This is a genomic window from Novosphingobium sp. G106, from assembly GCF_019075875.1.
Lineage (GTDB): Bacteria > Pseudomonadota > Alphaproteobacteria > Sphingomonadales > Sphingomonadaceae > Novosphingobium.
Genome location: NZ_JAHOOZ010000001.1, coordinates 3,673,143 through 3,695,672, shown reverse-complemented (window position 1 = coordinate 3,695,672; position 22,530 = coordinate 3,673,143). Strand labels below are relative to the sequence as shown.

At 66.3% G+C, this 22,530-nt stretch carries 21 protein-coding genes and 1 pseudogene; 12 read left to right on the top strand and 10 right to left on the bottom strand.

Features of this window, described 5'->3' with window-relative positions; translation table 11 throughout:
- Window positions 1-38 precede the first annotated feature (38 nt).
- From purU to KRR38_RS17635, 3 genes are all read left to right on the top strand, one after another.
- The gene (gene purU, locus KRR38_RS17645; protein ID WP_217404028.1) at window positions 39-893 is read left to right on the top strand and encodes a formyltetrahydrofolate deformylase; all 855 of its coding nucleotides are present in this window, start codon (window positions 39-41) and stop codon (window positions 891-893) included.
- Between the two features lie 21 nt (window positions 894-914).
- Window positions 915-1,340, top strand: coding sequence for a VOC family protein (locus KRR38_RS17640; protein ID WP_217404026.1), 426 nt, complete (start codon window positions 915-917; stop codon window positions 1,338-1,340).
- A 222-nt stretch (window positions 1,341-1,562) separates the two neighbouring features.
- Window positions 1,563-3,587 (top strand): FG-GAP-like repeat-containing protein, encoded by a 2,025-nt coding sequence (locus KRR38_RS17635; RefSeq protein ID WP_217404024.1) that lies wholly within the window; start codon window positions 1,563-1,565, stop codon window positions 3,585-3,587.
- 60 nt (window positions 3,588-3,647) lie between these two features.
- Here KRR38_RS17635 and KRR38_RS17630 read toward each other — a convergent pair whose 3' ends face one another.
- The 5 genes from KRR38_RS17630 to KRR38_RS17610 form a co-directional block, all read right to left on the bottom strand.
- Complete coding sequence (locus tag KRR38_RS17630) at window positions 3,648-4,469, bottom strand: hypothetical protein (RefSeq protein WP_217404022.1); 822 nt, start codon at window positions 4,467-4,469, stop codon at window positions 3,648-3,650.
- A 13-nt stretch (window positions 4,470-4,482) separates the two neighbouring features.
- Window positions 4,483-5,583, bottom strand: a complete 1,101-nt coding sequence (locus tag KRR38_RS17625; protein WP_254514858.1) for a glycerophosphodiester phosphodiesterase — start codon at window positions 5,581-5,583, stop codon at window positions 4,483-4,485.
- A 3-nt stretch (window positions 5,584-5,586) separates the two neighbouring features.
- Window positions 5,587-8,184: a TonB-dependent receptor plug domain-containing protein gene (locus KRR38_RS17620; RefSeq protein ID WP_217407313.1), complete on the bottom strand. Its 2,598-nt coding sequence runs from the start codon at window positions 8,182-8,184 to the stop codon at window positions 5,587-5,589.
- Window positions 8,185-8,303: 119 nt separating this feature from the next.
- The gene (locus KRR38_RS17615; protein WP_217404020.1) at window positions 8,304-9,056 is read right to left on the bottom strand and encodes an SDR family NAD(P)-dependent oxidoreductase; all 753 of its coding nucleotides are present in this window, start codon (window positions 9,054-9,056) and stop codon (window positions 8,304-8,306) included.
- Window positions 9,056-9,517 carry a protein tyrosine phosphatase family protein gene (locus tag KRR38_RS17610; protein ID WP_217404018.1) on the bottom strand — a complete coding sequence of 154 codons (462 nt, stop codon included), beginning with the start codon at window positions 9,515-9,517 and terminating at the stop codon, window positions 9,056-9,058. The genes KRR38_RS17615 and KRR38_RS17610 overlap by 1 nt, the downstream gene beginning before the upstream one ends.
- A 63-nt stretch (window positions 9,518-9,580) precedes the next feature.
- Here KRR38_RS17610 and KRR38_RS17605 point away from each other — a divergent pair, with 63 nt between their 5' ends.
- Together KRR38_RS17605 and KRR38_RS17600 are read left to right on the top strand one after the other, a co-directional pair.
- Window positions 9,581-10,396, top strand: a complete 816-nt coding sequence (locus tag KRR38_RS17605) for a dienelactone hydrolase family protein (protein ID WP_217404016.1) — start codon at window positions 9,581-9,583, stop codon at window positions 10,394-10,396.
- 42 nt (window positions 10,397-10,438) lie between these two features.
- Window positions 10,439-11,314 (top strand): dienelactone hydrolase family protein, encoded by an 876-nt coding sequence (locus tag KRR38_RS17600; RefSeq protein WP_217404014.1) that lies wholly within the window; start codon window positions 10,439-10,441, stop codon window positions 11,312-11,314.
- Between the two features lie 41 nt (window positions 11,315-11,355).
- Here KRR38_RS17600 and KRR38_RS17595 read toward each other — a convergent pair whose 3' ends face one another.
- Complete coding sequence (locus KRR38_RS17595) at window positions 11,356-12,312, bottom strand: SDR family NAD(P)-dependent oxidoreductase (RefSeq protein ID WP_254514856.1); 957 nt, start codon at window positions 12,310-12,312, stop codon at window positions 11,356-11,358.
- A gap of 160 nt (window positions 12,313-12,472) precedes the next feature.
- On the opposite strand from KRR38_RS17595, the gene KRR38_RS17590 reads away from it, so the two are divergent.
- The 3 genes from KRR38_RS17590 to KRR38_RS17580 all read left to right on the top strand — a co-directional run bounded on the left by KRR38_RS17590 (window position 12,473) and on the right by KRR38_RS17580 (window position 14,809).
- Window positions 12,473-13,369, top strand: a complete 897-nt coding sequence (locus tag KRR38_RS17590) for an AraC family transcriptional regulator (RefSeq protein WP_217404010.1) — start codon at window positions 12,473-12,475, stop codon at window positions 13,367-13,369.
- A gap of 82 nt (window positions 13,370-13,451) precedes the next feature.
- Window positions 13,452-14,363 (top strand): SPFH domain-containing protein, encoded by a 912-nt coding sequence (locus tag KRR38_RS17585; protein ID WP_217404008.1) that lies wholly within the window; start codon window positions 13,452-13,454, stop codon window positions 14,361-14,363.
- The gene (locus KRR38_RS17580) at window positions 14,363-14,809 is read left to right on the top strand and encodes an NfeD family protein (RefSeq protein WP_217404005.1); all 447 of its coding nucleotides are present in this window, start codon (window positions 14,363-14,365) and stop codon (window positions 14,807-14,809) included. The genes KRR38_RS17585 and KRR38_RS17580 overlap by 1 nt, the downstream gene beginning before the upstream one ends.
- A gap of 5 nt (window positions 14,810-14,814) precedes the next feature.
- Here the strand turns inward: KRR38_RS17580 and KRR38_RS17575 are convergent, their stop codons facing one another.
- Window positions 14,815-15,234, bottom strand: coding sequence for a hypothetical protein (locus KRR38_RS17575; protein ID WP_217404003.1), 420 nt, complete (start codon window positions 15,232-15,234; stop codon window positions 14,815-14,817).
- 113 nt (window positions 15,235-15,347) lie between these two features.
- Here KRR38_RS17575 and msrB point away from each other — a divergent pair, with 113 nt between their 5' ends.
- The 4 genes from msrB (at window position 15,348) to KRR38_RS17555 (ending at window position 18,777) form a co-directional block, all read left to right on the top strand.
- Window positions 15,348-15,746 (top strand): peptide-methionine (R)-S-oxide reductase MsrB, encoded by a 399-nt coding sequence (gene msrB / locus KRR38_RS17570; protein ID WP_217404001.1) that lies wholly within the window; start codon window positions 15,348-15,350, stop codon window positions 15,744-15,746.
- 245 nt (window positions 15,747-15,991) lie between these two features.
- Window positions 15,992-18,073 (top strand): transglycosylase domain-containing protein, encoded by a 2,082-nt coding sequence (locus tag KRR38_RS17565; protein WP_375293423.1) that lies wholly within the window; start codon window positions 15,992-15,994, stop codon window positions 18,071-18,073.
- Between the two features lie 46 nt (window positions 18,074-18,119).
- A complete protein-coding gene (locus tag KRR38_RS17560; protein WP_217403996.1) occupies window positions 18,120-18,323 on the top strand; it encodes a hypothetical protein in 204 nt (67 codons plus the stop codon).
- 52 nt (window positions 18,324-18,375) lie between these two features.
- Entirely contained in the window at window positions 18,376-18,777 is a 402-nt protein-coding gene (locus KRR38_RS17555) for a GFA family protein (RefSeq protein WP_217403994.1), read from the top strand.
- A 48-nt stretch (window positions 18,778-18,825) separates the two neighbouring features.
- Here the strand turns inward: KRR38_RS17555 and KRR38_RS17550 are convergent, their stop codons facing one another.
- From KRR38_RS17550 to hflK, 3 genes and pseudogenes are all read right to left on the bottom strand, one after another.
- On the bottom strand, window positions 18,826-20,388 hold the full coding sequence (locus KRR38_RS17550; protein WP_217407312.1) for a Do family serine endopeptidase: 1,563 nt from the start codon (window positions 20,386-20,388) through the stop codon (window positions 18,826-18,828).
- A 149-nt stretch (window positions 20,389-20,537) separates the two neighbouring features.
- The gene (gene hflC, locus KRR38_RS17545; RefSeq protein ID WP_217403992.1) at window positions 20,538-21,383 is read right to left on the bottom strand and encodes a protease modulator HflC; all 846 of its coding nucleotides are present in this window, start codon (window positions 21,381-21,383) and stop codon (window positions 20,538-20,540) included.
- Window positions 21,384-21,708: 325 nt separating this feature from the next.
- Window positions 21,709-22,185 (bottom strand): annotated as a pseudogene (gene hflK / locus KRR38_RS37405) (protease modulator HflK); the annotation flags it as partial.
- Window positions 22,186-22,530: the final 345 nt, after the last annotated feature.

The following is a 22,530-nucleotide window of genomic DNA, read 5'->3' as shown; positions in this document are numbered from 1 at the left end:
CTCTGCGCCGGCATGAACAGGGGCAAGTGCGAAGCGCCATGACCGACGTCCAGATCTTGACGCTTTCCTGCCGTGATCGCGCCGGCATCACCGCGCGCGTGACCTCCTACCTGTTCGACAAGGGCGGAAACGTGCTCGAGGCGCAACAGTTCGGCGACACCGAGGACGGCGACTTCTTCTTGCGCGTCGCTTTCGATCCCGGCCCTGCCGATCCCGAGGCGATCCGCGCGGGCTTCACCGGGATTGCCGCCGAATACGGCATGACCTGGAACCTCCGGAGCCGCGACAAGCCGCGCAAGGTGCTGCTGCTCGTGTCCAAGTTCGACCACTGCCTGGCCGACCTGCTCTATCGCCGCCGCATCGGCGAGATGCCGATGGATGTAGTCGGCATCGTCTGCAACCACCCGCGCGAAGTGCTCGATCAGGCGGCGATCGGCGACATTTCGTTCCACTACCTGCCGGTGACAAAAGACACTAAGCCCGAGCAGGAAGCCGCGATCCGCGCGCTGGTCAAGGAAACCGGCGCCGAACTGATCGTGCTGGCGCGTTACATGCAGATCCTCTCGGACGAGATGGCGGCCTGGCTCTCGGGCCGCTGCATCAACATCCACCACTCGTTCCTGCCCGGCTTCAAGGGCGCCAAGCCCTATCACCAGGCCCATGCGCGCGGGGTGAAGATGATCGGGGCGACCGCACATTACGTCACGGCCGATCTGGACGAAGGCCCGATCATCCATCAGGATGTGGAAGCGATCACCCACGCCGACTCTCCCGAGGACCTCGTCCGCAAGGGCCGGGATATCGAGCGGCGGGTGCTGGCAGAAGCCATGCGGTTGCATCTGGAGGACCGGGTGCTGCTCAACGGCAGCAAGACGGTGGTGTTCAGGAGCTGACCCGCCGCTGGGAGAAGAAAAATGGCCGTCAAAGGCGTCAACCACGTCAACATCATTGCCAACGACCTCGACGAGACCGCCAAGTTTTATGGCGACTTGCTCGGCTTCCAGCGCGGCGAGACGCCGGGCGCGGCGATGGGCTTCAAGGGCGCCTGGCTGCTCGATGACACCGGCCAGGCGATCATCCATGTCATGGCCCTTCACGCCGAGCGCCACGCCGATCTCGACCGCGGCTCGGCCACCGGCTCGATCGACCACGTCGCGCTGACCTGCGAGGACTTCGCCGGAACGCTGCAGCGCTGCGAGCAGATGGGGGTGGAGCACGCGGTGAACGACCGCAAGTTCGGCGATATCCGGCAGATCTTCGTGACCGATCCGAACAACGTGAAGCTGGAACTCAACTTCGCGGGGGGATTGACGGGGAAAGTCCTGTTTAGCCGGTACTAGGGTGGCACATGCGTCACCGCTGTCACCTGCCTTGTTCATCTGGTGGCGCCGACTTTGCGGCCATAGGCAGGCTGAGGGCTCTTGAAAGCTCAGACCGCAGCTCGCTGCCGAGCATTGCCCCTGCCTCAACTAGTTAAGATCTTTCACCCCGATTCACTTTCTGCTGAAACCCGGGATTAATGATTTAATCCGATAAAAACCCCGACGCAGCGGGGCTTTTGCATGAGCATCCTTTATGTTTCGACGAATGCGGAGTTGTCCGCGGCATCATTGGCGGCTAAGGCCGGTGATGTGATCAGCCTTGCGAGCGGCACCTACGCCGGCCTGTGGCTGGAGGGCCTGAATTTCTCCTCGACTGTGACGCTCACCTCGACCGATCCCGAGAAGCCCGCAGTTTTGACCGGATTGAACGTAAAGAACAGCAGCAATCTGGCTTTTACCGATCTCGATCTGGTCGGGCAGGCAGACAACAATATCTACAATTTCGGCGTCCTCGGCTCGTCGAACATTTCTTTCGATCACGTCCATGTCAGCGGCCCCGCGCTTGACTCGGGCTACGCGAAGATGTTCGGCCTATATATACGGGACAGCAGCTCGGTCAGCGTAACCGACAGCGAATTTTCCCAGTTGGAAACGGGCCTTTTTGCGTACAACAGCAATGGAGTGATCATATCGGGAGGGTCGTTCCACGATTTGCAATCTGATGGCATTCAAAGCGCCAACACCTCCAATCTCACCATTTCGAACAACTTCTTTACGGACTTTCATCCGCAGTCTGGAGATCATCCCGACGCGATCCAGATATTCACGTCGGGCCAGACCGGGCCGACCACCGACATCGCGATCTCAGGAAACGTCGTTACGCGAGGGGACGGTGGTGTAGCCCAGGGCATCTTCGTCACCGACGAGGCAGGAACCACGTTTCAACGTGTGTCGATCACCGACAACCTCCTGATCGGCACGATGTGGAACGCCATCATGCTGACCGGCGCGACGAGCGGCGCGGTATCGGACAATACCGTGCTCGGCTTCTCCGACATGCTGGCGTTCTTGAGGGTGGAAGGGTCGACTGTGACTCTGAGCGGCAACGCGGCCACAGGATACAAGACCACTTCCGACGGCAGTTCGGTTCCCTCGGGGAACACCCTGGTGAGTGCTCCGACCGACAATGGCGCCTCCGTCTTGTCTGAGTGGTACGCGTCGCACGCTGTTCCGGCTTCCCACGACGATTCCCAGACCGGCTCGACCGGTACCCCGGCAGCCGTGAGCAACGGGGGCGCCACGCTGGCGTTGGCCCATGATGCGCCTTCGAGCGATTTCAACGGCGACGGGCGTAGCGACGTTGTCTGGCGCAATGCAGATGGGTCCTTCACGAACTGGTTGGGCACGGCGAGCGGCGGCTTCGTCAGCAACGATGGCAATGCCTGGCACAATGTTCCGACCAGTTGGCACGTCGTCGGCACAGGCGACTTCAATGGCGACGGCCGTGCCGACCTGATTTGGCAGAACGATTCGGGAGCGATTACCGACTGGCTGGGCACGGCGAGCGGCGGCTTCGTCAGCAACGATGCGAATGCCTGGAACAGTCCCCCGACCAGCTGGCATGTCGTGGGCACTGGCGATTTCAACGGCGACGGGCGCGACGACGTGATCTGGCGCAACGACAGCGGCGCATTCACCGAATGGCTCGGCCAGGCCAACGGCGGTTTCGTCAGTAACGATGCGAATGCCTGGAACGATGTGCCGACCAGCTGGAAGGTTGCCGGCACTGGCGATTTCAACGGCGACGGGCGCGACGATGTGATCTGGCGCAACGACAGCGGGGCTTTCACCGAATGGCTCGGTCAGAAGAGCGGCGGCTTCGTCAGCAACGATGCGAATGCCTGGAACAATGTTCCGACCAGTTGGCATATCGTCGGCACCGGCGACTTCAACGGCGACGGGCGGGACGACATCATCTGGCGCAACGACAGCGGCATTTTCACCGAATGGCTCGGTCAGGCCAATGGCGGCTTCGCCAGCAACGATGCCAATGCCTGGAACAATGTTCCGACCAACTGGAAGGTCGCCGGCACCGGCGACTTCAACGGCGATGGCCGCGACGACGTGATCTGGCGTGACGACAAAGGCGCATTCACCGAATGGCTCGGTCAGGCGAATGGTGGCTTCGTCAGCAATGATGCCAATGCCTGGCACAATGTCCCGACGAACTGGCATGTCCAGATCACCAGTACTGCCTTCGCGTAGCAGGCGCGAGCAGCCCCAAGCCCGGGCTTCCGCTACTCCGACCTTCCCGCCCCCGGCGGACTACTCCGCGAATTCGAACATGATCCCCTGGTTCGCCTCGGGCGGCACGGCGGCATAAGCCGGCGCGGTTCCAGCTTCGGTCGGCACGCCCTTGGCGACGAAATAGTTGCGCGCCTTGGCCATGTCGGCGACGCCGAACACGGTCGAGAGGATGCCCTGGCCCTGACGGCGCAGCCGCTGCGCCAGCCAGCCGGGGCCGGTCGGCATCAGCAGTTCGACGACGGCGTCCGCCACCTTGAGCGCCACCGCGCGGCCGGCGATTGCCGGGCGGTTTTCCTCGAACAGCGGTTCGGCGGAAAGGAAGGACTGGTAGAAGGCGCTCGCGCCGGCGATATCCTCGACCACCTGGGTATAGCCCCTGAGCCCGGTCAGGCCGAGCGGATGCTCGCTCGCCCAGTATTCGGCCGACTTGATCTTGCCGCCGCCGAGCAGCGGCCAGTCGCGGCTGACGAATTCGCCCGCGTAGAATTCGTGCGCGATGCCGAAACAGTCGTCGGGGTGGGTGTGCAGCGCGAGGCCGATGTCGCGCACCGTTCGCACGCCGTGGTCGGCCAGCGCGGCCCGGACATCGTCCATGTCGGCCTGCCATTCGAGGCCGACGAAGTGCGGACCGAGGCGCGCGGTGACGAGATAGTCCCAGGGCACGAACAGTTCGAAGATCACGCGGCCCATCTCGAACAGGCAGGCGTGGAATTCCTTCTGCGGCATGTCGACCATGAATTCGGCGCCATAGGCCTGCTCGACGTGGGCCACGCTGGCCTCGAAGTCCTGCACCACCGCGTTCATGTGGTTGACGCGTTGCGGGCGAATCGAGCGGGCCATATGTGTTCTCCGGTTAGGCCCTCGTCATAGCATCGACCGCCTCGCGGCCCAGCGCGGGATCATCGGTAAAGAACCCGTCGAGCCCGAGCGCGAGATAGCGGCGGATCTCGGCGACGCTGCCCGCGGGATTACGCGCGGCCGGGCCGGCAGCGTCGCGGAAGTCGGCGGCGAGGAAGCTGTTCTCCGGGCGGAAGGTCCAGGTGCCGACGAGCAGCCCGGCCTTGTGCGCGTCGGCGACGATCGTCGTCGGCGCGGCCAGGCGCTGGTCGGGGCCGAGCGGAATGATCTCGCGCGTCGGCGGCGCCACCCAGTCGGCATAGGCGGCGATCTCGGCGAGGCCGGCCGGGCTGACCAGCGCGGGCTGCGACGGATCGACGAGTTGCATGAGCTGGACATTGGCGAGATCGGCGATCTCGGGCCGCAGCGCCTTGAGATTGCCTGTCTCGAACGACTGCACGATCACCGGCGCGCGCTTCAGATAGGCGCCGGCGCGCATCACCGCGAGGAAGCGCGGCTCGAGCGGCAGGCCGATGCCCGCGAAATAGGTGCTATGCTTGATCTCGGGGATCAGCCCGATAGTGCGCCAGCGCGCCGCCGCCTCGGCCGCGACGAAATCGGCGATCTCCTCGAAAGTGACGATCTGGAACTGGCCGTCGTAGCCCTGGCTCTCGGGCCGCAGCGCGCCGAGCCGCTCCTTGGCGCGCAGGGTCTTGAGCTCGGCCAGCGTGAAGTCCTCGGTGAACCAGCCGGTCACGGACTGGCCGTCGATCGTCTTGGTCGTCTTGCGGCTGGCGAACTCGGCGTGCGCAGCGACGTCGGTGGTTTCGGCGATGTTGTTCTCGTGCCGCGCGACGAGCACGCCGTCCTTGGTCGCGACGAGATCGGGTTCGACGAAATCGGCGCCGTCGGCGATCGCCTTAGCATAGGAGGCGAGCGTATGCTCGGGCCGGTGCGCCGGCGCGCCGCGGTGGCCGAGCACGACCGGTCTGACAGGGCGTGGCGGCATGGCCCGCCCTATGCCCAGCGCCGGGGCGAGCACAAGGCCCGCCCCGGCTACCAGCATCGTTCTACGCGAGAGCTTCATCGTTGCCGATGGTGCCAGCGCGCCGGCCATCGGTCAAAGCCCGGCCGAGAGCGTGACGAACCACTGGCGCGGCGCGATCGGATAGACCGAATAGCCCGTGGCCACCGCGCCCGACAGGCTGGACCAGCCCTTCTTGTCGAATACGTTGGTGACGTTGAGCGACAGTTCAGCCTTGGTGAGCGGGGTGATGCCCGCGGGCAGGCTGGCGGCGACGCGCACCGAGCCGAGGAAGTAGGACGGCAGGAAGGCATCGTTGGTGAAGGTCGCGGGGCGGCGGCCGACATAGTCGCCGATCCCCTGCACCTCGAACGGACCGACCGACACAGTGGCGACGGTCTTGTTCATCCACTTGGGCTCACCGGGGATCAGCTTGCCGCAGGTCGGCACGACGCCGCCCACTGTCGCCGTGCCGCCGATGCAGGTGCCCGTCGCGGCGCCGATGCCGATCGCGCTCGACAGATAATCGCTCTTGTATTTGGACAGGTTGTACGAGAGCGCGTTGTAGAGCGAGAACAGGCTGCCCAGGCGCAGCGTGAAGGCCGCGTCGATGCCGTCGGTCTTCACGTTGCCGACGTTCACCAGGATCGACGTGCCGCCGGTGATGCCGCTGCCGGCGATGCCGCCCGGGTTGGTCGAGATCGCGAGCAGGCGGTTGCTGAAGTCGACGTGATAGTAGTTGACCTGCGCCTGCAGCCCCACGCCGCCGCCGAAGCTGCGGTTGGTGCGCAAACCCGCCTCGTAGGTCCAGCTCGTCTCGGGCTTGCCCTGCGTGGCGAAGGCATCGAAGGCCGCCTGGCTGCCGGTGAACCAGGGGCCGCCGCCGCCGGCGAGATAGGCCGAGAACTGGCGCAGGTTCTTCTGGACGTTGAAATAGACCTGCTCATGCCCGTTGAAGTCGTAGCTGGCGCCGAAGGCGGGCAGGAACCATTCGTTGGTATTGATCTTGCCCTGCGGCAGCGCGGTGGTGCCGCCGAGCGAGCCCGCGCGCGGCTGGATCGGGAAGCGGCCGTCGGCCCACTGCGCGCTGGTCTTGAAGCCGGCCTCGATCGTCAGCTGGTCGGTCGCCTGCCAGCGGTCCTGCAGGTGAAGCTGCAGTTCCTCGATCTTGGCGTCGCCCTGGTACTGGGTGAACAGCGGCTGCTGGACGTCGAGCGGACGGATGTAGGGCGTGCTGGTTGCCGGGTTGTTGACGTCGACCGCGTACCAGCGGCGCCACTGGGTGGTGCTGTTGTGCTCGAACCAGCCGCCGAGCTGGACCTGGTGACGACCGAGATCTAGGTTGAGCGCCGAGATCACGCCCCAGCGGTCGATGCGGTATTCGGTAGTGCGGGTGATCAGGCCCGAGCCGCCGGTCGCCTTGACCAGCGCCGCGCCGGCTGCTGCGGCCTGGGCGTCGGTCAGTGCGGTGCACGGGTTACCGGCTGCGGTGGGACGCACGCCGTTGGCATTGGCGGTGAAGCGGCAATTGGCCGGCAGGCTGGCATAGGCGGGGTCGAGATAGGGCTGCGCGGTGGTGATCGACTGGCCGAGCGGACCCGCGACAACGCCGGCGCCGTCGTTGTGGTGGTAATAGGCCGTGTTCGTCCATCTGATATGGTCGCTGAGCTTGGCTTCGAGGCGGCCATAGGCAAGGTAGTCGGTGCGCTGCGCGTCCGAGTAATAGTTGCGGTAATTGCTGCCGGCGGCCGCGGGCGAATTGCCCAGCGCGTTCAGGTAGCTGCTGCGGTAGCCGGCGACATCGGGGTAGAAGAACGGCTTGGTATAAGGCGCGAAGGTGGTCGAGGTGACCACCGACGGAAACACCGTGGCGTCCTCGTTCGGCTGGGTCATGTCGTTGTAGTCGAAGAACAGCGTCGCCTTCACCGCGTCGTTCTCGTGGACGAACTTGGCATTGGCCTGCCAGCCGCCCTGGATGCCGTTGAAGTCCCAGGCGCGGGCATGCTGGCGCGCGCCCGAGATATAGGCCGAATTCTCGCCGCCCGGGCCGAACTTGCCGCTGTCGACGCGGACATAGGTGCGCGAGGTCGAATAGGAGCCCAAGGTCTGCGCGGCCGAGATGCCGAGGCTGTCGAGCGGATCGGCCGAGAAGATCTCGACCGTGCCGCCGAGGTTGCTGTTCGACGGCGTCGCGAGGTCGCCCGCGCCCGTCGCCACGACGACGCGGCCGACGTTTTCGGAGATCACCGCGCGCTGCGGCGAGAGACCATTGTAGTTGCCGTAGCTCTGGTCGCCGAGCGGAATCCCGTCCATCGTGTAGCCGAGCTGGTTGCCGACGAAACCGTGGATCAGGATGTTCGCGTTCTGCTCGTTGTAGCCCCAGGGGTCGGAGGTGATGTAGAGCACGCCGGGCAGCGTCTGGATCGCCTTCAGCGGGCTGACGCCGGGCAGGATCTTCTGGATTTCGACCTGCGGGATCGCCGTCGCGGAGCGGACCGTCTTGGCCGTCACGACGATGGTGTTGCTCGCCATGCCGGTATCGTCGGCCGGGAGCGCCTCGTCGGCGGCGGTCGCTTCATCGGCGCTGGCGGCGTCGTCGCGGGCAAAGGCCGGTGCTGCGGCGCACAACGGCAGGGTTGCAACGCCAAGAAGCAGGGCAAGGCGCTTAAGCTGCGACACCGACTGGATATTCATAGCCATTTTTCTTCCCTCAACGCGATATGACTTCGCAGGTGCGAAGGCGTAGGAGTCGAAAATGGCACTATGATTGCGCTGCTATTTCAGCACGATGACACCTGCCGTGAGGGCTGCGATCAGGTCTCTATCATGAGAGTCCCGAGCAGCCCGCCGTCGATGGCGAGCCCCTGTGCGGTGACGTGGCTGGCATCGTCGGACAGCAGGAAGGCCGCGACTGCACCGGCTTCTGCGGAAGTGCCGATGCGCTTCTGCGGCACCCGATTGGCCATCTGTTGCTTGAACGCCTCGGGGACGTTCGCGAGCATCTCGGTGTCGATGAAGCCCGGGGCGATCCAGTTGCAGCGCACGCCCTGCGCCGCGCCTTCCATCGCGATGGTCCGGGCGATGCCAACCGCGGCATGCTTGCTCGTGCAATAGCCGATGTTGCCGACCATGCCGGTCTCGCCACCGAGGCTGCCGGTGATCAGCACCGCACCCTTGCCGCGGGCGATCATCGCCGGGAGGACGTGGCGCACGGCCCAGAACAGCGAGAAGGCGTTGACCCGCATGACCTCCTCGAAGGCCTCGTCGCTGTAGTCTGGCGTCAGCGCGAAGGCGCCGTTGACCGCGGCGTTGAGGAAGAGGCCGTCGATCGCGCCGTGGCGCGCGACCGCAGCGTCGATCGCGGCGAGCAGATCGGCCTTGTTGCCGACGTCGGCGGCGAAGTGCGCGACATCGGGACCGATCGCGCGTGCGGCAGCTTCAAGCACGTCGGCGCGCCGCGCGATCAGGCTGACCTTGCCGCCCGCCGCGACGATCTTCTCGGCAGTGGCGCGGCCGATGCCGGTCGATCCGCCGGTGATGACGACGTGCTGGCCGGTGAAATCCATCAATAGTCTCCGTTCGCAATGAAGGCGGCCCAGATGTCCGCGCCCTTGTATTGGTTGGTTTCGGGCTCCCATTGGCGCGCCATGATCGCGCGCGCCTCCGGCTCCGGCATGCCCTTGGCGCGGTTGAGCCGATAGAAGAATGCCGAGACGCGCCAGTTGGCTATGCAGTGGACATGGACGGGCTCGTCGTCGGCGGCCAGCGCGTCGCGGAAGGCGGCCAGATGCGCTTCCTCGGGCGCGAAGTATGGCACCGGGATATAGGTGTAGCGCAGGCCGTGCGACGCCATCAAAGCGGCCTCGCCTGCCAAGGCACCCTCCGATTCGTCCGGCGCGAGATTGATCACGTGGCGCACGCCAAGGTCCGCCAGCGCGGCGACATCGTCCGCGATCAGCTTGCCCGATGTCGTCGTTCGCGCGTCCAGCCGCTGCCAATTGAAGATCTGTTCTGGATCATCGGTCATTGTTCGCCTCCCGGGCGCAGGCTAGCATCGCAGCGACAGGGAACAAGGCGGGAGAGTGCGTCGATGTGCGATGAAAATACGGGTCGGGCCGGATTGGGCCAGCCGCAGCAGGCGATGGCCGATTTCGAGAAGGCCTATCCGGGCCTCAGCGAATCGATGGTCGACATCCAGACCGCCGATGGCACCTGCGACGCCTTCTTCGTCCATCCCACCGAGGGCAAGCACCCCGGCGTGATCTTCTGGCCCGACGCGATCGCGCTGCGTGACGCGAAGATGGCCATGGCCCGCCGGCTGGCTTCTTCCGGCTATGCGGTGCTGGTGGTGAACCAGTACTACCGCGATGCGCATACGCCGCTCGGCATCAAGTTCTCCGATTTCGGCGATCCCGCCGCGCGCGAGAAGATCATGCCGTTGATGGCGGGCGTTCGCGCGCCCGGCGGCATCGAACGCGATGCGCAGACTTTCGCCGCCTGGCTCGATGCCCAGCCTTCGGTCGATACGGCGCGCGGCATCGGCACCCAGGGCTACTGCATGGGAGGGGCGCTGGCCTTCCGCACGGCGGCTGCCGTGCCCGATCGGGTCAAGGCCGTGGCCAGCTTCCACGGCGGCAGCCTCGTCAGCGATGCGCCCGACAGCCCGCACCGGCTCATGGCCAAGACCCGGGCTTCCTACCTGATCCTTCCCGGCCAGGATGACGATAAGAACGAGCCCGATGCCGTTGCAGCGCTGCGCGAGGCGGCAGCCGCTGCCGGCCGGCCCGCTGAGATCGAGGTCTACAAGGCCAACCACGGCTGGTGCGTTCCCGATGCCCCGTCCTACGACAAGGCCGAGGCCGACCGCGCCTGGGACCGCCTGCTGGCGCTTTACGCGGGGCTCTGATCGGTTACCATGGCGCGCGGGGAGTAACAGGAGCCGCGAGCCATGTGTGACGACTTCACCCAGCCTGCCGAGGACGAAGCGCTCGCGCGCAGGGGGCTGAGCCGCCGCGATTTCGCCGCGCTCGGCGCCGCGGCCACGATCGTCGCCTGCAGCGGTGGCGATGGCGAGGCGAAATCGGCTGCGGGCGTGACCGAGCGGATGGTCGAAGTGACGACGCCCGACGGCAAGTGCGACGCCTTCTTCGCCCACCCGGCCAAAGGCGCGCATCCGGGCGTGGTGTTCTGGCCCGACGTCGGCGGACTGCGTGAGGCCAAGAAGGTCATGGCGCGGCGGTTGGCGGCGGCTGGCTATGCCGTGCTGGTGGTGAACCCCTATTACCGCGACGCGCGGTCGCCCGTGCTCAACACCTTCGCCGAATTCCGCACGCCCGAAGGCCAGGCCAAGGTCGGGCCGATGCGCGCGAAGCTGACCGCCGATGCGGTGACGAGCGACGGCAAGGCCTTCGTCGCCTGGCTCGATGGGCAGGCCGCGGTCGACAAGCGCCGCAAGATCGGTTCGCAAGGCTATTGCATGGGCGGGCCTTTCACCGTGCGCACGGCCTTCGGCACGCCGGGCCGCGTCGGCGCTGCCGCTTCGTTCCATGGCGCCGGACTGGTCGGCGATGCGCCCGACAGCCCGGTCAAGCTGCTCGACAAGACCCAGGCATCGTACCTCTTCGCCATCGCTCGCGGCGACGATGCCCGCGCGCCGGGCGACAAGGATGCGCTGCGCGCTGCCGCGACGGCCGCCGGCCGGCCGGCCGAGATCGAGGTCTATCCGGCCGAGCACGGCTGGTGCGTTCCCGATTCACCGGTTTACGACCAGGCCCAGGCCGATCGGGCCTGGGAGCGGCTGCTGGCGCTCTATTCCAAGCTCTAGGATGGCAGCCCCGGCGCAGGTTGCGCCGGGGCCTTTCCACCTCAGAACGTCTCGGCGACCATTTCCTCGCTCTTGGCCCAGAGCGCCTTGGCGGTGTCGGCATCGAGCGCATAGGGCTGCACGCCGCCGGTCAGGCCGGGCAGGGTGCTCACTTCGGCGACATGGCAGTCCTCGCAGAACTGTGCGCCGACCTCGTCCGCCGGAGCGACGACCGCCGCCCAGACCGAAGTCGCGCTGCCCTGCGGGATCGTCTTCCACTCCATCAGCGGCTGACCGGCCGCGGCATTCTGCTCGTTGATTGTCTGCAGCAGGCCGTCGAGCGCGCCTTCGGGCATGTGGCGGCTCAGTTCGGTCTGGATGCCGCCGGGATGCACGGCCGTAGCGCGGATGCCGCGGTCACGATGGCGCCGGTCGAATTCCACCGCGAAGAGGATGTTCGCGGTCTTCGAGCGGCCATAGGCGAGGAATTCCTCGTAGGGCGTGTGGTCGAAGTTCGGATCGTCGAGGTCGACGTCCGAATAACGGTGGCCGGAGGACGACAGGTTGACCAGCCGGCCGCCCGGCTTGAGCAGGCCGGCGATGCGGTTGACCAGCACGAAATGGCCGAGGTGGTTGGTGCCGAACTGGGTTTCGAAGCCGTCCACGGTCTTGCCGAAGGGGCAGGCCATGACGCCGGCGTTGGCGATGATGACGTCGAGTGGCTTGCCGGCCTTGACGATCGCGTCGGCGCCCGCGCGCACGCTGGCGAGCGAGGCGAGATCGACTTCGACCAGTTCGAGGCTGCCCCCGCTGGTCGCGGCGGCTTCCCGGACCTGCGCCGTCGCGCGTTCCGCCTTGGCAAGGTCGCGCGCCGTGCCGATCACGTCGGCGCCGTGGCTGACGAGGGCGCGTGCGGTCTCGACGCCGAGGCCGGCCGATACGCCCGTCACTAGGAAGCGCTTGCCCTTGAGGTCGATGCCCGCCAGCACTTCGTCCGTGGTCGATGTTGCTCCAAACATGATAGTCTCCATAGGTAGGGGGGAGTGGTGACCCGGAGATAGGGCGGTGAAAGCCGAAGCCCTCGCCCGATAGGCTCCACTCCTTGCCCGATCGTCTCAAAGCTTGCGACGGGCGCGGAAGCCGCTTGCGCGGGCAAGGGGGCGTGAGCATCTCTGGGCCATGCACGATGACATCAGCCACCTGATCGCACTGGCGCACAAGCATTGTCCGGCGGGACAGGTCGATACCGCGCTCGATGGCGTCCGGTTCAACCGCGTCTCGGCACCGACCGACCCGGTCGCCGGGATGTTCGAGCCGATGTTCTGCGTCATCCTCCAGGGCGCGAAGCGGGTGATCATCGGCGATCAGGCGATGCGCTACGACACCTCGACCTATTTCGTCGCCTCGCTCGACCTGCCGGCGAGCGGCTACGTCTGCGAGGCGAGCGCCGACAGGCCGTATATCGGCCTGTCGATGACAATCGACCGTGCCTTGCTCGCCTCGGTCCTCGCCGAAGTGCCGCCGCGGCCCGTGGCGCGCGACGCAGGCTTCCTGGTCAATCCGATCACCCCGGGCCTGCTGGGATCGGTGCGCCGGCTGATCGAGCTGCTCGACCAGCCGGAGGACATCGCCGTCCTCGCGCCGATGATCCGCCGCGAGATACTCTACCGCCTGGTCCAGAGCGACGATACCGGCACGCTCCAGCAGATCGCCCGCGCCGACAGCCGCCTGTCGCGCGTGCACCGGACGATCCACTGGATCAGGGCCCATTTCGACAAGCCGCTGGCGATCGACGTGCTGGCCGAACTGGCGGGCATGAGCCGCGCCTCGTTCCACCGCCACTTCAAGGCGGCGACCGCGATGAGCCCGCTACAGTACCAGAAGGCGATGCGGCTGCAGGAGGCGCGCCGCATGTTGATCGTCCAGCCCGATGCGCAGGCCACGGCGCACCGCGTCGGCTACGAGAGCGCATCGCAGTTCAGCCGCGAATATGCGCGGATGTTCGGCCTGCCCCCGGCGCGCGACGCCGAGCGGCTGCGCGGCGCACCGCCGGCCCCGCAGTTTGCCGAGATATAGCGGGTTAACCCTCTCTCCGGTTCCGCTTTCCTCGGCGCCCGCCCACCGCTAGGATGGGTCAAAGCTTCGGGGGACTTGGGATATGGGCGGATTTCTGATTTCGCTGGTCGTCGTCGTCGTGCTGTTCCTGCTGATGGGCGTGCGCGTCGTTCGGCAGGGCTATGTCTATACGGTCGAACGGCTCGGCAAATATACACTCGCGGCGCAGCCGGGCCTGCACCTCATCATCCCCTTCGTCGACCGGGTCGGCCATAAGGTCAACATGATGGAGCAGGTGCTCGACATTCCCGGGCAGGAGATCATCACGCGCGACAACGCCATGGTCGGCGTTGATGCGGTGGTCTTCTTCCAGGTGCTCGATGCCGGCAAAGCGGCCTACGAGGTGTCGAACCTCTATGTCGCGATCATGCAGCTGACCACCACGAACCTGCGCACGGTCATGGGCTCGATGGACCTCGACGAAACGCTGTCGAAGCGTGACGAGATCAACGCCAAGCTACTCGTCGTGGTCGATCATGCGACTGCGCCCTGGGGCGTCAAGATTACCCGCGTCGAGATCAAGGACATCCGCCCGCCGGCCGACATCTCCAACGCCATGGCCCGCCAGATGAAGGCCGAGCGCGAGAAGCGCGCGCAGATCCTCGAAGCAGAGGGTTCGCGGGCGTCCGAGATCCTGCGCGCCGAGGGTGAGAAGCAGGGCGCGATCCTCCAGGCCGAAGGCCGCCGCGAAGCCGCCTTCCGCGACGCCGAAGCGCGCGAGCGCGAGGCCGAGGCCGAAGCCAAGGCGACCAAGATGGTGTCCGACGCCATCGCCGCCTCGGGCAGCCAGGCGCTCAACTACTTCATTGCGCAGAAGTACACCGAGGCGGTCAGCCAGTTCGCCACTTCACCCAATGCCAAGACCATCCTGTTCCCGGTTGAGGCGACGCAGCTCATCGGTACGCTCGGCGGCATCGGCGAACTGGCAAGGGATGCCTTCAAGGACAGCAAGTAATGGAATGGTTCGACGCTCTTGGTAATCACTACCATTGGCTGGCGATCGGCCTGCTGCTCGCCGCAGCGGAAATGGCGATCCCCGGCGTCTTCCTGATCTGGCTGGCGGCCGCCGCTTTGATCACCGGCGCGCTCACCTGGTTCCTGCCGATCGGCCTGCCCGTGCAGGTCGTGATCTTCGCCGTCCTCTCGATCGCCGCGGTGTTTACCGGCAAACGCTACCTCGCGGCCAATCCGGTCGAAGCGCTCGATCCCAAGATGAACGACCGCGGCGCACGGCTGGTGGGCGAAACCGTGGTCGTCACCCACGCGATCGACGGCGGCAACGGCCGGGTCAAGCAGGGCGACAGCGAATGGTTGGCCAAGGGTCCGGACGCAGAACCGGGCACCAAGATGCGCGTCGCCGGGCATGACGGCGTGGTGCTCGTCGTCGAGCATTTGCACTAGGCCTGTCAGAGACCCTTGCGGCCGAAGCCGCCTGGAGCGGGCCGCGGTAGCGTTGCCGGGCTGGCCGGCTCGAAGCCTTTTGCCTGCTTGCGCTCGAAATAGCGCGCCAGCGCAATGTCCGGGTCGAAGGTCTCGTCCTCGGGTGGGTCTCTTCGCGGAGGTCCGCGGTCAGCAAAGACGGCCGCGAGTTCCCGGGTCTCGGTCTCGCCGCGCTTGAAGATGCGGCGGAAGGCCACGCGGCCGCCCTTGATGAAGCATGCGAGCGCTCCGAGCAGCACCAGCAGCGCGAGGCAGTGATAGAACAGCCGTTCGCCCGATGCGCTGTCGGGCGCCACGTCGCCGCGGATCTCGATCACTTTCGATATGCCGGACAGGAACATCCCGCCGAACACGTATCGCATTCCGGATTGCTGATGCATCGCCATGCCCTGCTTCCACCTGCCGGGAGAATAGCAGCAAGGCTTTAACAAGCGGTGGACCATCCCCGCTTGCACCGGGGTCACGCCGTTTCCATATTCGCGTCCGAAGGGAGTACCCCATGACCGAAAAGATGAAACTGACCGACGCGGAATGGCGCGAAAAGCTCAGCCCCGAGCAGTACCAGATCCTGCGCCACGCCGGCACCGAACGGGCCTTCACCGGCAAGTACGAGCAGAACAAGGCCGCGGGCGAATATGTCTGCGCCGGCTGTGGTGAGCCGCTGTTCAGCTCTGACACCAAGTACAATTCGGGCTCGGGCTGGCCGAGCTACACTGATCCGGTCTCGCCCCACGCGGTCGAGGAACTGCGCGACATGTCGCACGGCATGGTCCGCACCGAAGTGCGCTGCGCCAAGTGCGAGGGCCATCTCGGCCACGTCTTCCCGGATGGCCCGGGCGAGAATGGCCTGCGCTATTGCATCAACAGCGCCTCGCTGGACTTCAAGCCGAAGGAATAGCCCGGCGCATCCTCCCCGAAGATAGGCTTCGGGGAGGATAACTCTGGCCAAGCTATGCCGGCCCCGTTAACGCTGTGTTATGCATGTTTCATGCACGGGGCCGCACTGATGATGACACGCGCGCCCGCTGGAGGGGCCAGCTAGCCAAATGGCACGCAACGACAACCTGCGCAAAACGCAAGGTTCGCCCCCCACCACCACCTCCCGCCAAGACGAAGAAGCAGCCCTCTCGGCTGTGGCGTTTCGTGCGCGGCACTTTCATCTGGGGCTTCGCCCTGGCGCTGCTGGCGGTCATCGTCGTCGGCGTCTCGGTACTCGTCGCGGCGCAGTCGCTGCCGAGCTACGACAAGCTCAAGTCCAGCCAGAACGGCCAGATGATCGTCGTGCGTGCGCGCGACGGGTCGGAACTCGTCTCGCTCGGGCCGAGCTACGGCAAATGGGTGCCCTACGCCCAGATCCCGCAGGTGATGAAGGATGCCACGGTCTCGGTCGAGGACCGGCGCTTCCGCTCGCACATCGGCGTCGATCCGATCGGCATCATCCGCTCGCTGATGGTCCGCGTCGAGACCGGGCACTGGCGCCAGGGCGGCTCGACGGTCACCCAGCAGCTCGCGCGCACGGTGTTCCTTAACAACAGCAAGACCTTCGATCGCAAGATACGCGAGGCCGTCCTGGCGATGGCGCTCGAGTGGAAGTTCTCGAAGGACCAGGTGCTCGAGCTCTATCTCAACAAGGTCTATTTCGGCGGCGGCGCCTATGGCATCGACGCCGCGAGCCGCAAGTTCTTCGGCCACGATGCCAAGGATCTGTCGCTGGCCGAAGCCGCGATCATCGCGGGCCTGGTCAAGGCGCCCTCGCGCTACTCGCCGACCGCCGATTCCAAGGCTGCTGTCGACCGCGCCGCGGTCGTGCTGCAGACGATGGAAGAGGCCGGCGCAATCACTGCGGCGCAGCGCGCCAATGCCAATCTGCAGGACGTCAAGCAGGCACCCGAGGCTGGACAGAACTCGGCGCGCTATTTCACCGACTGGGCGCTGCCGCAGCTCGACCTGCTGCTGCCCGACAACCAGGAGCCGATCGAGGTCTGGACGACGTTGGACCCCGGCATGCAGCGCGCGGCGACCGCGGCGGTTGCGGCCAATGCTCCCAAGGGCGCCCAAGGTGCGCTTGTCAGCCTAGACCGCGACGGCGCCGTACTCGCCATGGTCGGCGGCACCGACTACGTCACCTCGAACTACAACCGCGCGACCAATGCCGTGCGCCAGCCGGGATCGGCCTGGAAGCTGTTCGTCTATCTCGCCGCGCTCGAGGCCGGCTACAAGCCGAACGACCGCGTGGTCGACGAGCCGGTGACGATCGACGGCTGGAGCCCGCACAATTCGGGCGGCTCCTATGCCGGCGAGATCGACGTGCGCACCGCTTTCGCCTATTCCAAGAACACCGTCGCCGCGCAGCTCGGCAACGAGGTCGGCTTCGGCGCGGTGGCGGCGATGGCGCGGCGCTTCGGCATCAGCACGCCTGTCAACACGATGCCCTCGATGGTGCTCGGCACTTCCGACGTGCGCCTGATCGACATGACCCGCGCTTTCGCCTCGGTCTCGGCCAAGGGTGCCTCGGTCGAGCCCTATGGCATCCTCAAGGTCACCTCGGCCGACGGGCAGGAACTCTACAAACGCCCGGCGCCGCGCGGCGAACTGCTGGTGCCGGCCTATGTCGCCGCCGGGATCACCGACCTGCTGCAGTCTGCGGTCGCCATCGGCACCGGCAAGGCCGCGCAGATCGGCCGGCCCGTGGCCGGCAAGACCGGGACGACCAGCTCGAACAAGGACGGCTGGTTCATCGGCTTCTCCAGCGGCGTGACCACCGGCGTCTGGATGGGCCGCGACGATGCCCATGCCGTGCCCGGCCTACAGGGCGGTACCGCCCCGGCGCGCGCTTTCGCCGCCTATATGCGCTACGCGGTCGCCAAGCGCCCGGTCGAGAAGTTCGAGACCGATCTCAAGCTGCCCGACTGGCAGCTCGAGCCCGACGACGAGCAGATCCAGGGCAATCCCAACGACTATTACTACACCGACGACCAGGGCAACATGATCCCCGGCGGCTCCAATCCGGGGCCTGGCGAACCCCCGGTCGAACGCGGCCAGCCTGCAGACAATGGCGGCCTCGTCCCGGCCGATCCGCCGCCTGCGGCCAACGACGATTTCCTCGACCAGGCGACCGGCAAGCGCCCCCGCGAGGGCGCGCGATCCGGGCAGGGTGGCAATGTCCCGGCTGCACCGCGGGCCGGCCAGCCGGGAAGCCGCGAGCGTCCGATTCCGGTGAACTGAGGTGCCCGCTTGCGCTTGGTCGTCCGGCCAGAGTAGCAAGGGTGCCATGGACACCCGTTCACTCGGCATGGGCCTGATTCTGTTCGGAATTCTCGCCATCGGCGGGACGGTTGATGGCGCCCGGCGCAAGATCGCCGCGCAGCCGGACTGGGTGGCGATGAACTGGAAGAGTTATGTCAAAGGACTGGCCGGCTGGCTGGTCGTCGGCGCACTCGCGCTACTCGGCGGGATCGTTATGGCTCTCGTCTGACAGGCGTTCGGGCGGCTGTCAGACGGCCAGGTGTCGTGATAGAGGCGGCCCTATGATCAAGCTCTCCTGCCTCTGCGGCCAAAGCCGCGTCGAGATACACAAGCGCCCGGACTTCGTTCACGAGTGCAACTGCAAGCTGTGCCGAAACTCGGGCGCGCTCTGGGGCTATTTCCATCCCTCCGAGGTCGCGGTCGAAGGCGCGACTAAGGGCTACAGCCGCGACGACAAGGAGGATCCCGCCGCCGAAATGCGGTTCTGTGCCAACTGTGGCGCGACGACGCATTTCGTCCTGACGACAAGCGCTCAGGCAAAGTTCGGCAATGTCCAGATGGGCGTCAACCTGCGCCTGGCCGATGCGGGCGATCTCGCTGGCATCGAACTGCGCTATCCCGACGGCGCGGGCTGGGACGGGGAGAGCCCCTTCGGCTATTTGCGCGAGCCGCACATTCTCTGAAAGCCGATTACCCTCCCCGCAGCTATGCCGCAGGGAGGGTTTTAGCGTTTAGCGCAGCCGGATCGGCACGTAGGTCGCGGGCTGGCCGCGGCGCTGGACGCGCAGGAGCACGGCGTTGCGGTTGGCGGCCTTGGCGGCCTTGATCGCCGCTTCGAGCTCGGCCGCCGTGGCAACGTCCTGGTAGTTGGCCGAGAGCACGATGTCGCCGCGCTGCAGGCCCTTGGTGCCGGCGTCGGACGAAGGATCGACCGCGTTGACCACCACACCGCGCAGCGTTTCGGGCATGCCGAGCTGGCGTGCGATGGTCGGGGTCAGCGGCAGCACCGAGAGACCCAGCGACTGCTCGGACAGGCCGTTGCCCTGCTTGGTCGGCGGCTTGCTGAATGAATCGTCGTCCGGCGTCTGGTCCTGGTCGAAGCTGTTCTTGGCCAGCTCTTCCTCGCTCGGCCGCTTGCCGACCGTGGCGGTCACGGTCATGCGCTTGCCGTCGCGGATCAGCTCGAGCGGGATGCGCTTGCCGGGCGAGACGTTGGCGACGATGAACGACAGCGTCTGGTCGCGGGTAACGTCCTTGCCGTCGACCTTGACGACCACGTCGCCGGCCTTGATGCCCGCATTGGCCGCGGCCTGGCCGGGCTCGACCGCCTGGACGAATTCGCCGCGGTTGTGCGCGATGCCGACCGAGTCCGCGAGATCCTCGTTGAGCGCCTGGATACGGATACCGAGGTAGCCGCGTTCGATCGACTGGCCGGTCTTGAGCCGCTCGACGATCGGCGCCGCGGTCTCCGCCGGGATGGCGAAGCCGATGCCGACCGAGCCGCCGGTGGGCGAGAAGATCGCGTTGTTGATGCCGATCACCTGGCCCTTCATGTCGAACATCGGGCCACCCGAGTTGCCGCGGTTGATCGCGGCGTCGGTCTGCAGGTAGCGGTCATAGGCCGATCCCGAGCCGGTGTTGCGGTAGACCGCCGAGATGATGCCCGAGGTCACAGTGCCGCCGAGGCCGAAGGGGTTGCCGATGGCGATCACCCAGTCGCCGACGCGCGCGTTGCGGCTGTCGCCGAACTTGACGAAGGGCAGGGCCTTGGGCGTGGTGATCTTCAGCACCGCAAGGTCGGAGGCCGCGTCGCGGCCGATCAGCTTGGCCGGATACTCAGTGCCGTCGGGCATGGTCACGGTGATCGATTCCACCTCACCCTGGCCGTCGGCGGTGATGACGTGGTTGTTGGTCACGACATAGCCGTCGGCCGAGATGATGAAGCCCGAGCCGAGCGACTGCGCCTCGCGCGTCTGCGGGGTGCCGCCCTGACCGCCCTGCGGACCACCGCCGCCCTGGCCGCCGCCGAACAGATCCTCGAACGGCGTGCCGGCGAAGGGGTTGGCGTTGGCTGCGACGCGCACGCGCTGGCGGGTCGAGATGTTGACCACGGCAGGAGCGAGCTGCTGCGTCAGATCGGCAAAGCTGGCCGGAGCGCCGGCGCGGGGCACGACGTTCTGCATCTGGGTGGTGTCGTTCTGCGCCACCTGGGCGCCCGCCGGATAGCCGGTGGCAAGCGAAAGAGCAGCGCCGCCGAGCAGCAGCGCGGTTGTGACTCCATAGGCGTATCGCACGGGCTTCACGTCCTTCAGTTTCCTTTGCTCCGGGCGCCGACAGCGCCTCAAGTTCGACGGCAATTCAAGCGTTGGCGGCTGAACGCATATTGAATGACCGCATTAACGATTGTCCAGAAATCCCGAGCACATGAAATCGCTCAAAGTTCCTAGTGCCCTTTGAACTCCCGAAGATAGTCGTTGTCGGGCGAAAGTAGGATCGTCGTGGCACCTGGACCATCGGAGAATGTACGGTCGTAGCTCTGCATCGCACGGTAGAAGTCGTAGAACGAGGGGTCCTTGCCGAAGGCGTCGGCATAGATCCGCGCGGCATCGGCCTGGGCCTGGGCCTGGATGATCTGCGCCTGCTTCTGGCCCTGCGCTTCGATCGTCACGGCTTCCTGGTTGCGCGCGGCTTCCATGCGCGCGAAAGCGCTTTCAAGCGCGCCTTCGGGCAGATCGGCACGCTTGATCCGCACGTCGATCACCTGCGCGCCATATTCGCGCGCCTCGCGGTCGAGCCCGGCGCGGATCTGCTTCATCGCCAGGCCGCGGTCGGCGGTCAGCAGCGACTGGAAGGTCCGCTTGCCGAGTTCCTGGCGCAGCACGGACGAGAGGATCGGCTGGAGCTGCTCGGCGACGCGATCGGTGGTGCCCGCGGTGCGGACCATCTTCACCGGATCGATCACACGGAAGCGTGCATAGGCATCGACCTCGAGCCGCTGCTGCTCGCTTGAGAGCACCTGCTGGCGCTCCATGTCGACCGCCAGCACGCGTTTGTCGATCCGCACGACGCGTTCCAGGATCGGAATGCGCAGCGACAGGCCGGCGCCGGTCTGGCCGAAATCGACGTTCGGCCGGAACTTGTTGATCACGCGGTTCGGCTCGCCCAGTCGGACGACGACAGCCTGCTCGGTTTCGGGGACGACGATGATGCTCGACATCAGCGCGGCCAGCGCGATGCCGAGCGCGATCAGGCTGGCCTTGTGGTCTTCCCAGAGGCGCGCGAAATCCATCACTGGCCTCCCTGCTGCGGCACGGCGGGGGAGGGGCTACCACCGTCGTGTCGGCGGCCGCTTTCCGGCGAAACTCGGGCAACGGCAGGTAAGGCGTGACGCCTTGCGATTCGATGATCACCTTGTCGTTGCGGCCCAGCACGCGCTCCATCGTCTCGTAATACATGCGGCGCTTGGTGACCTCGGGCGAGAGCTTGTACTGTTCGTAGACCTTGTCGAAGGCCGCGGCGTCACCCTGGGCGCGAGCAGTGACCTGCTGGGCCCAGCCTTGCGCCGTGGAGATGTCGCGCTGCGCGTTCTGCTGCGCGGCGGTGACCTTCTGGAAGGCGCCGATCACCTTCTGCGGCGGATCGGCCTTCTTGATCTCGACGCCCTGGATCAGCACGCCCGAGCGGTAGGCGTCGAGCACGCCCTGCATGCGGTTGCGCACGTTCTGCTCGATCGCCGCGCGGCCCGCGCCGCCCATGGCGCCCTGCAGCGGCACTTCGGCGACCGTGGCGCGCATCGCCGCTTCGGCTACTTCGCGCACGGTCTGGTCGGGATCGGCCAGCTGGAACGAGTAGAGCTTCAGGTTCTTGATGTTCCAGCGCACCAGATAGGACAGGTCGACCAGGTTCTGGTCGCTGGTAAGCATCAGCTTCTCACCCTCGCCCTCGGGGATGGTGAAGCGGTTGATCGAGGTGACGTCTGTGACCGCGACCGTCTGGAATGGCCAGGGCAGGGTCAGCGACACGCCCGGCTCGATCGTATGCGAATACTTGCCGAAAGTGGTGACGATGCCCTGTTCCTTGGGGCCGACCATGTGCGTCGTGGTCAGGCCGATCCACAGCAGCGCGGCGACGCCGCCGACGATGGGGAACCAGCTCTTGCCGTCGGGGCGCTGCGGAAAACGCGGCATTCCGCCGCCCCCGCCCCCGCCGCCGGGTTTGCGGCCGGTCTTGGCGCGGAAGATATCTTCGATAGTGGCCGAGCGCCGCGGCGGCGTGTCGCCGCCCGGCGGCAGCCAGGGATTGCGCGGGCCCTTGGGCGGTTCGGACGAGCCATCTCCACGGGGGCCATCTCCACGGGCGCCGTCGCCACGGCTTCCCGCTCCGGCGTCCGCCTCTTCGGCATCGCCTTCTTCCGGTTGCTCTCCGCCCTTGTCCCC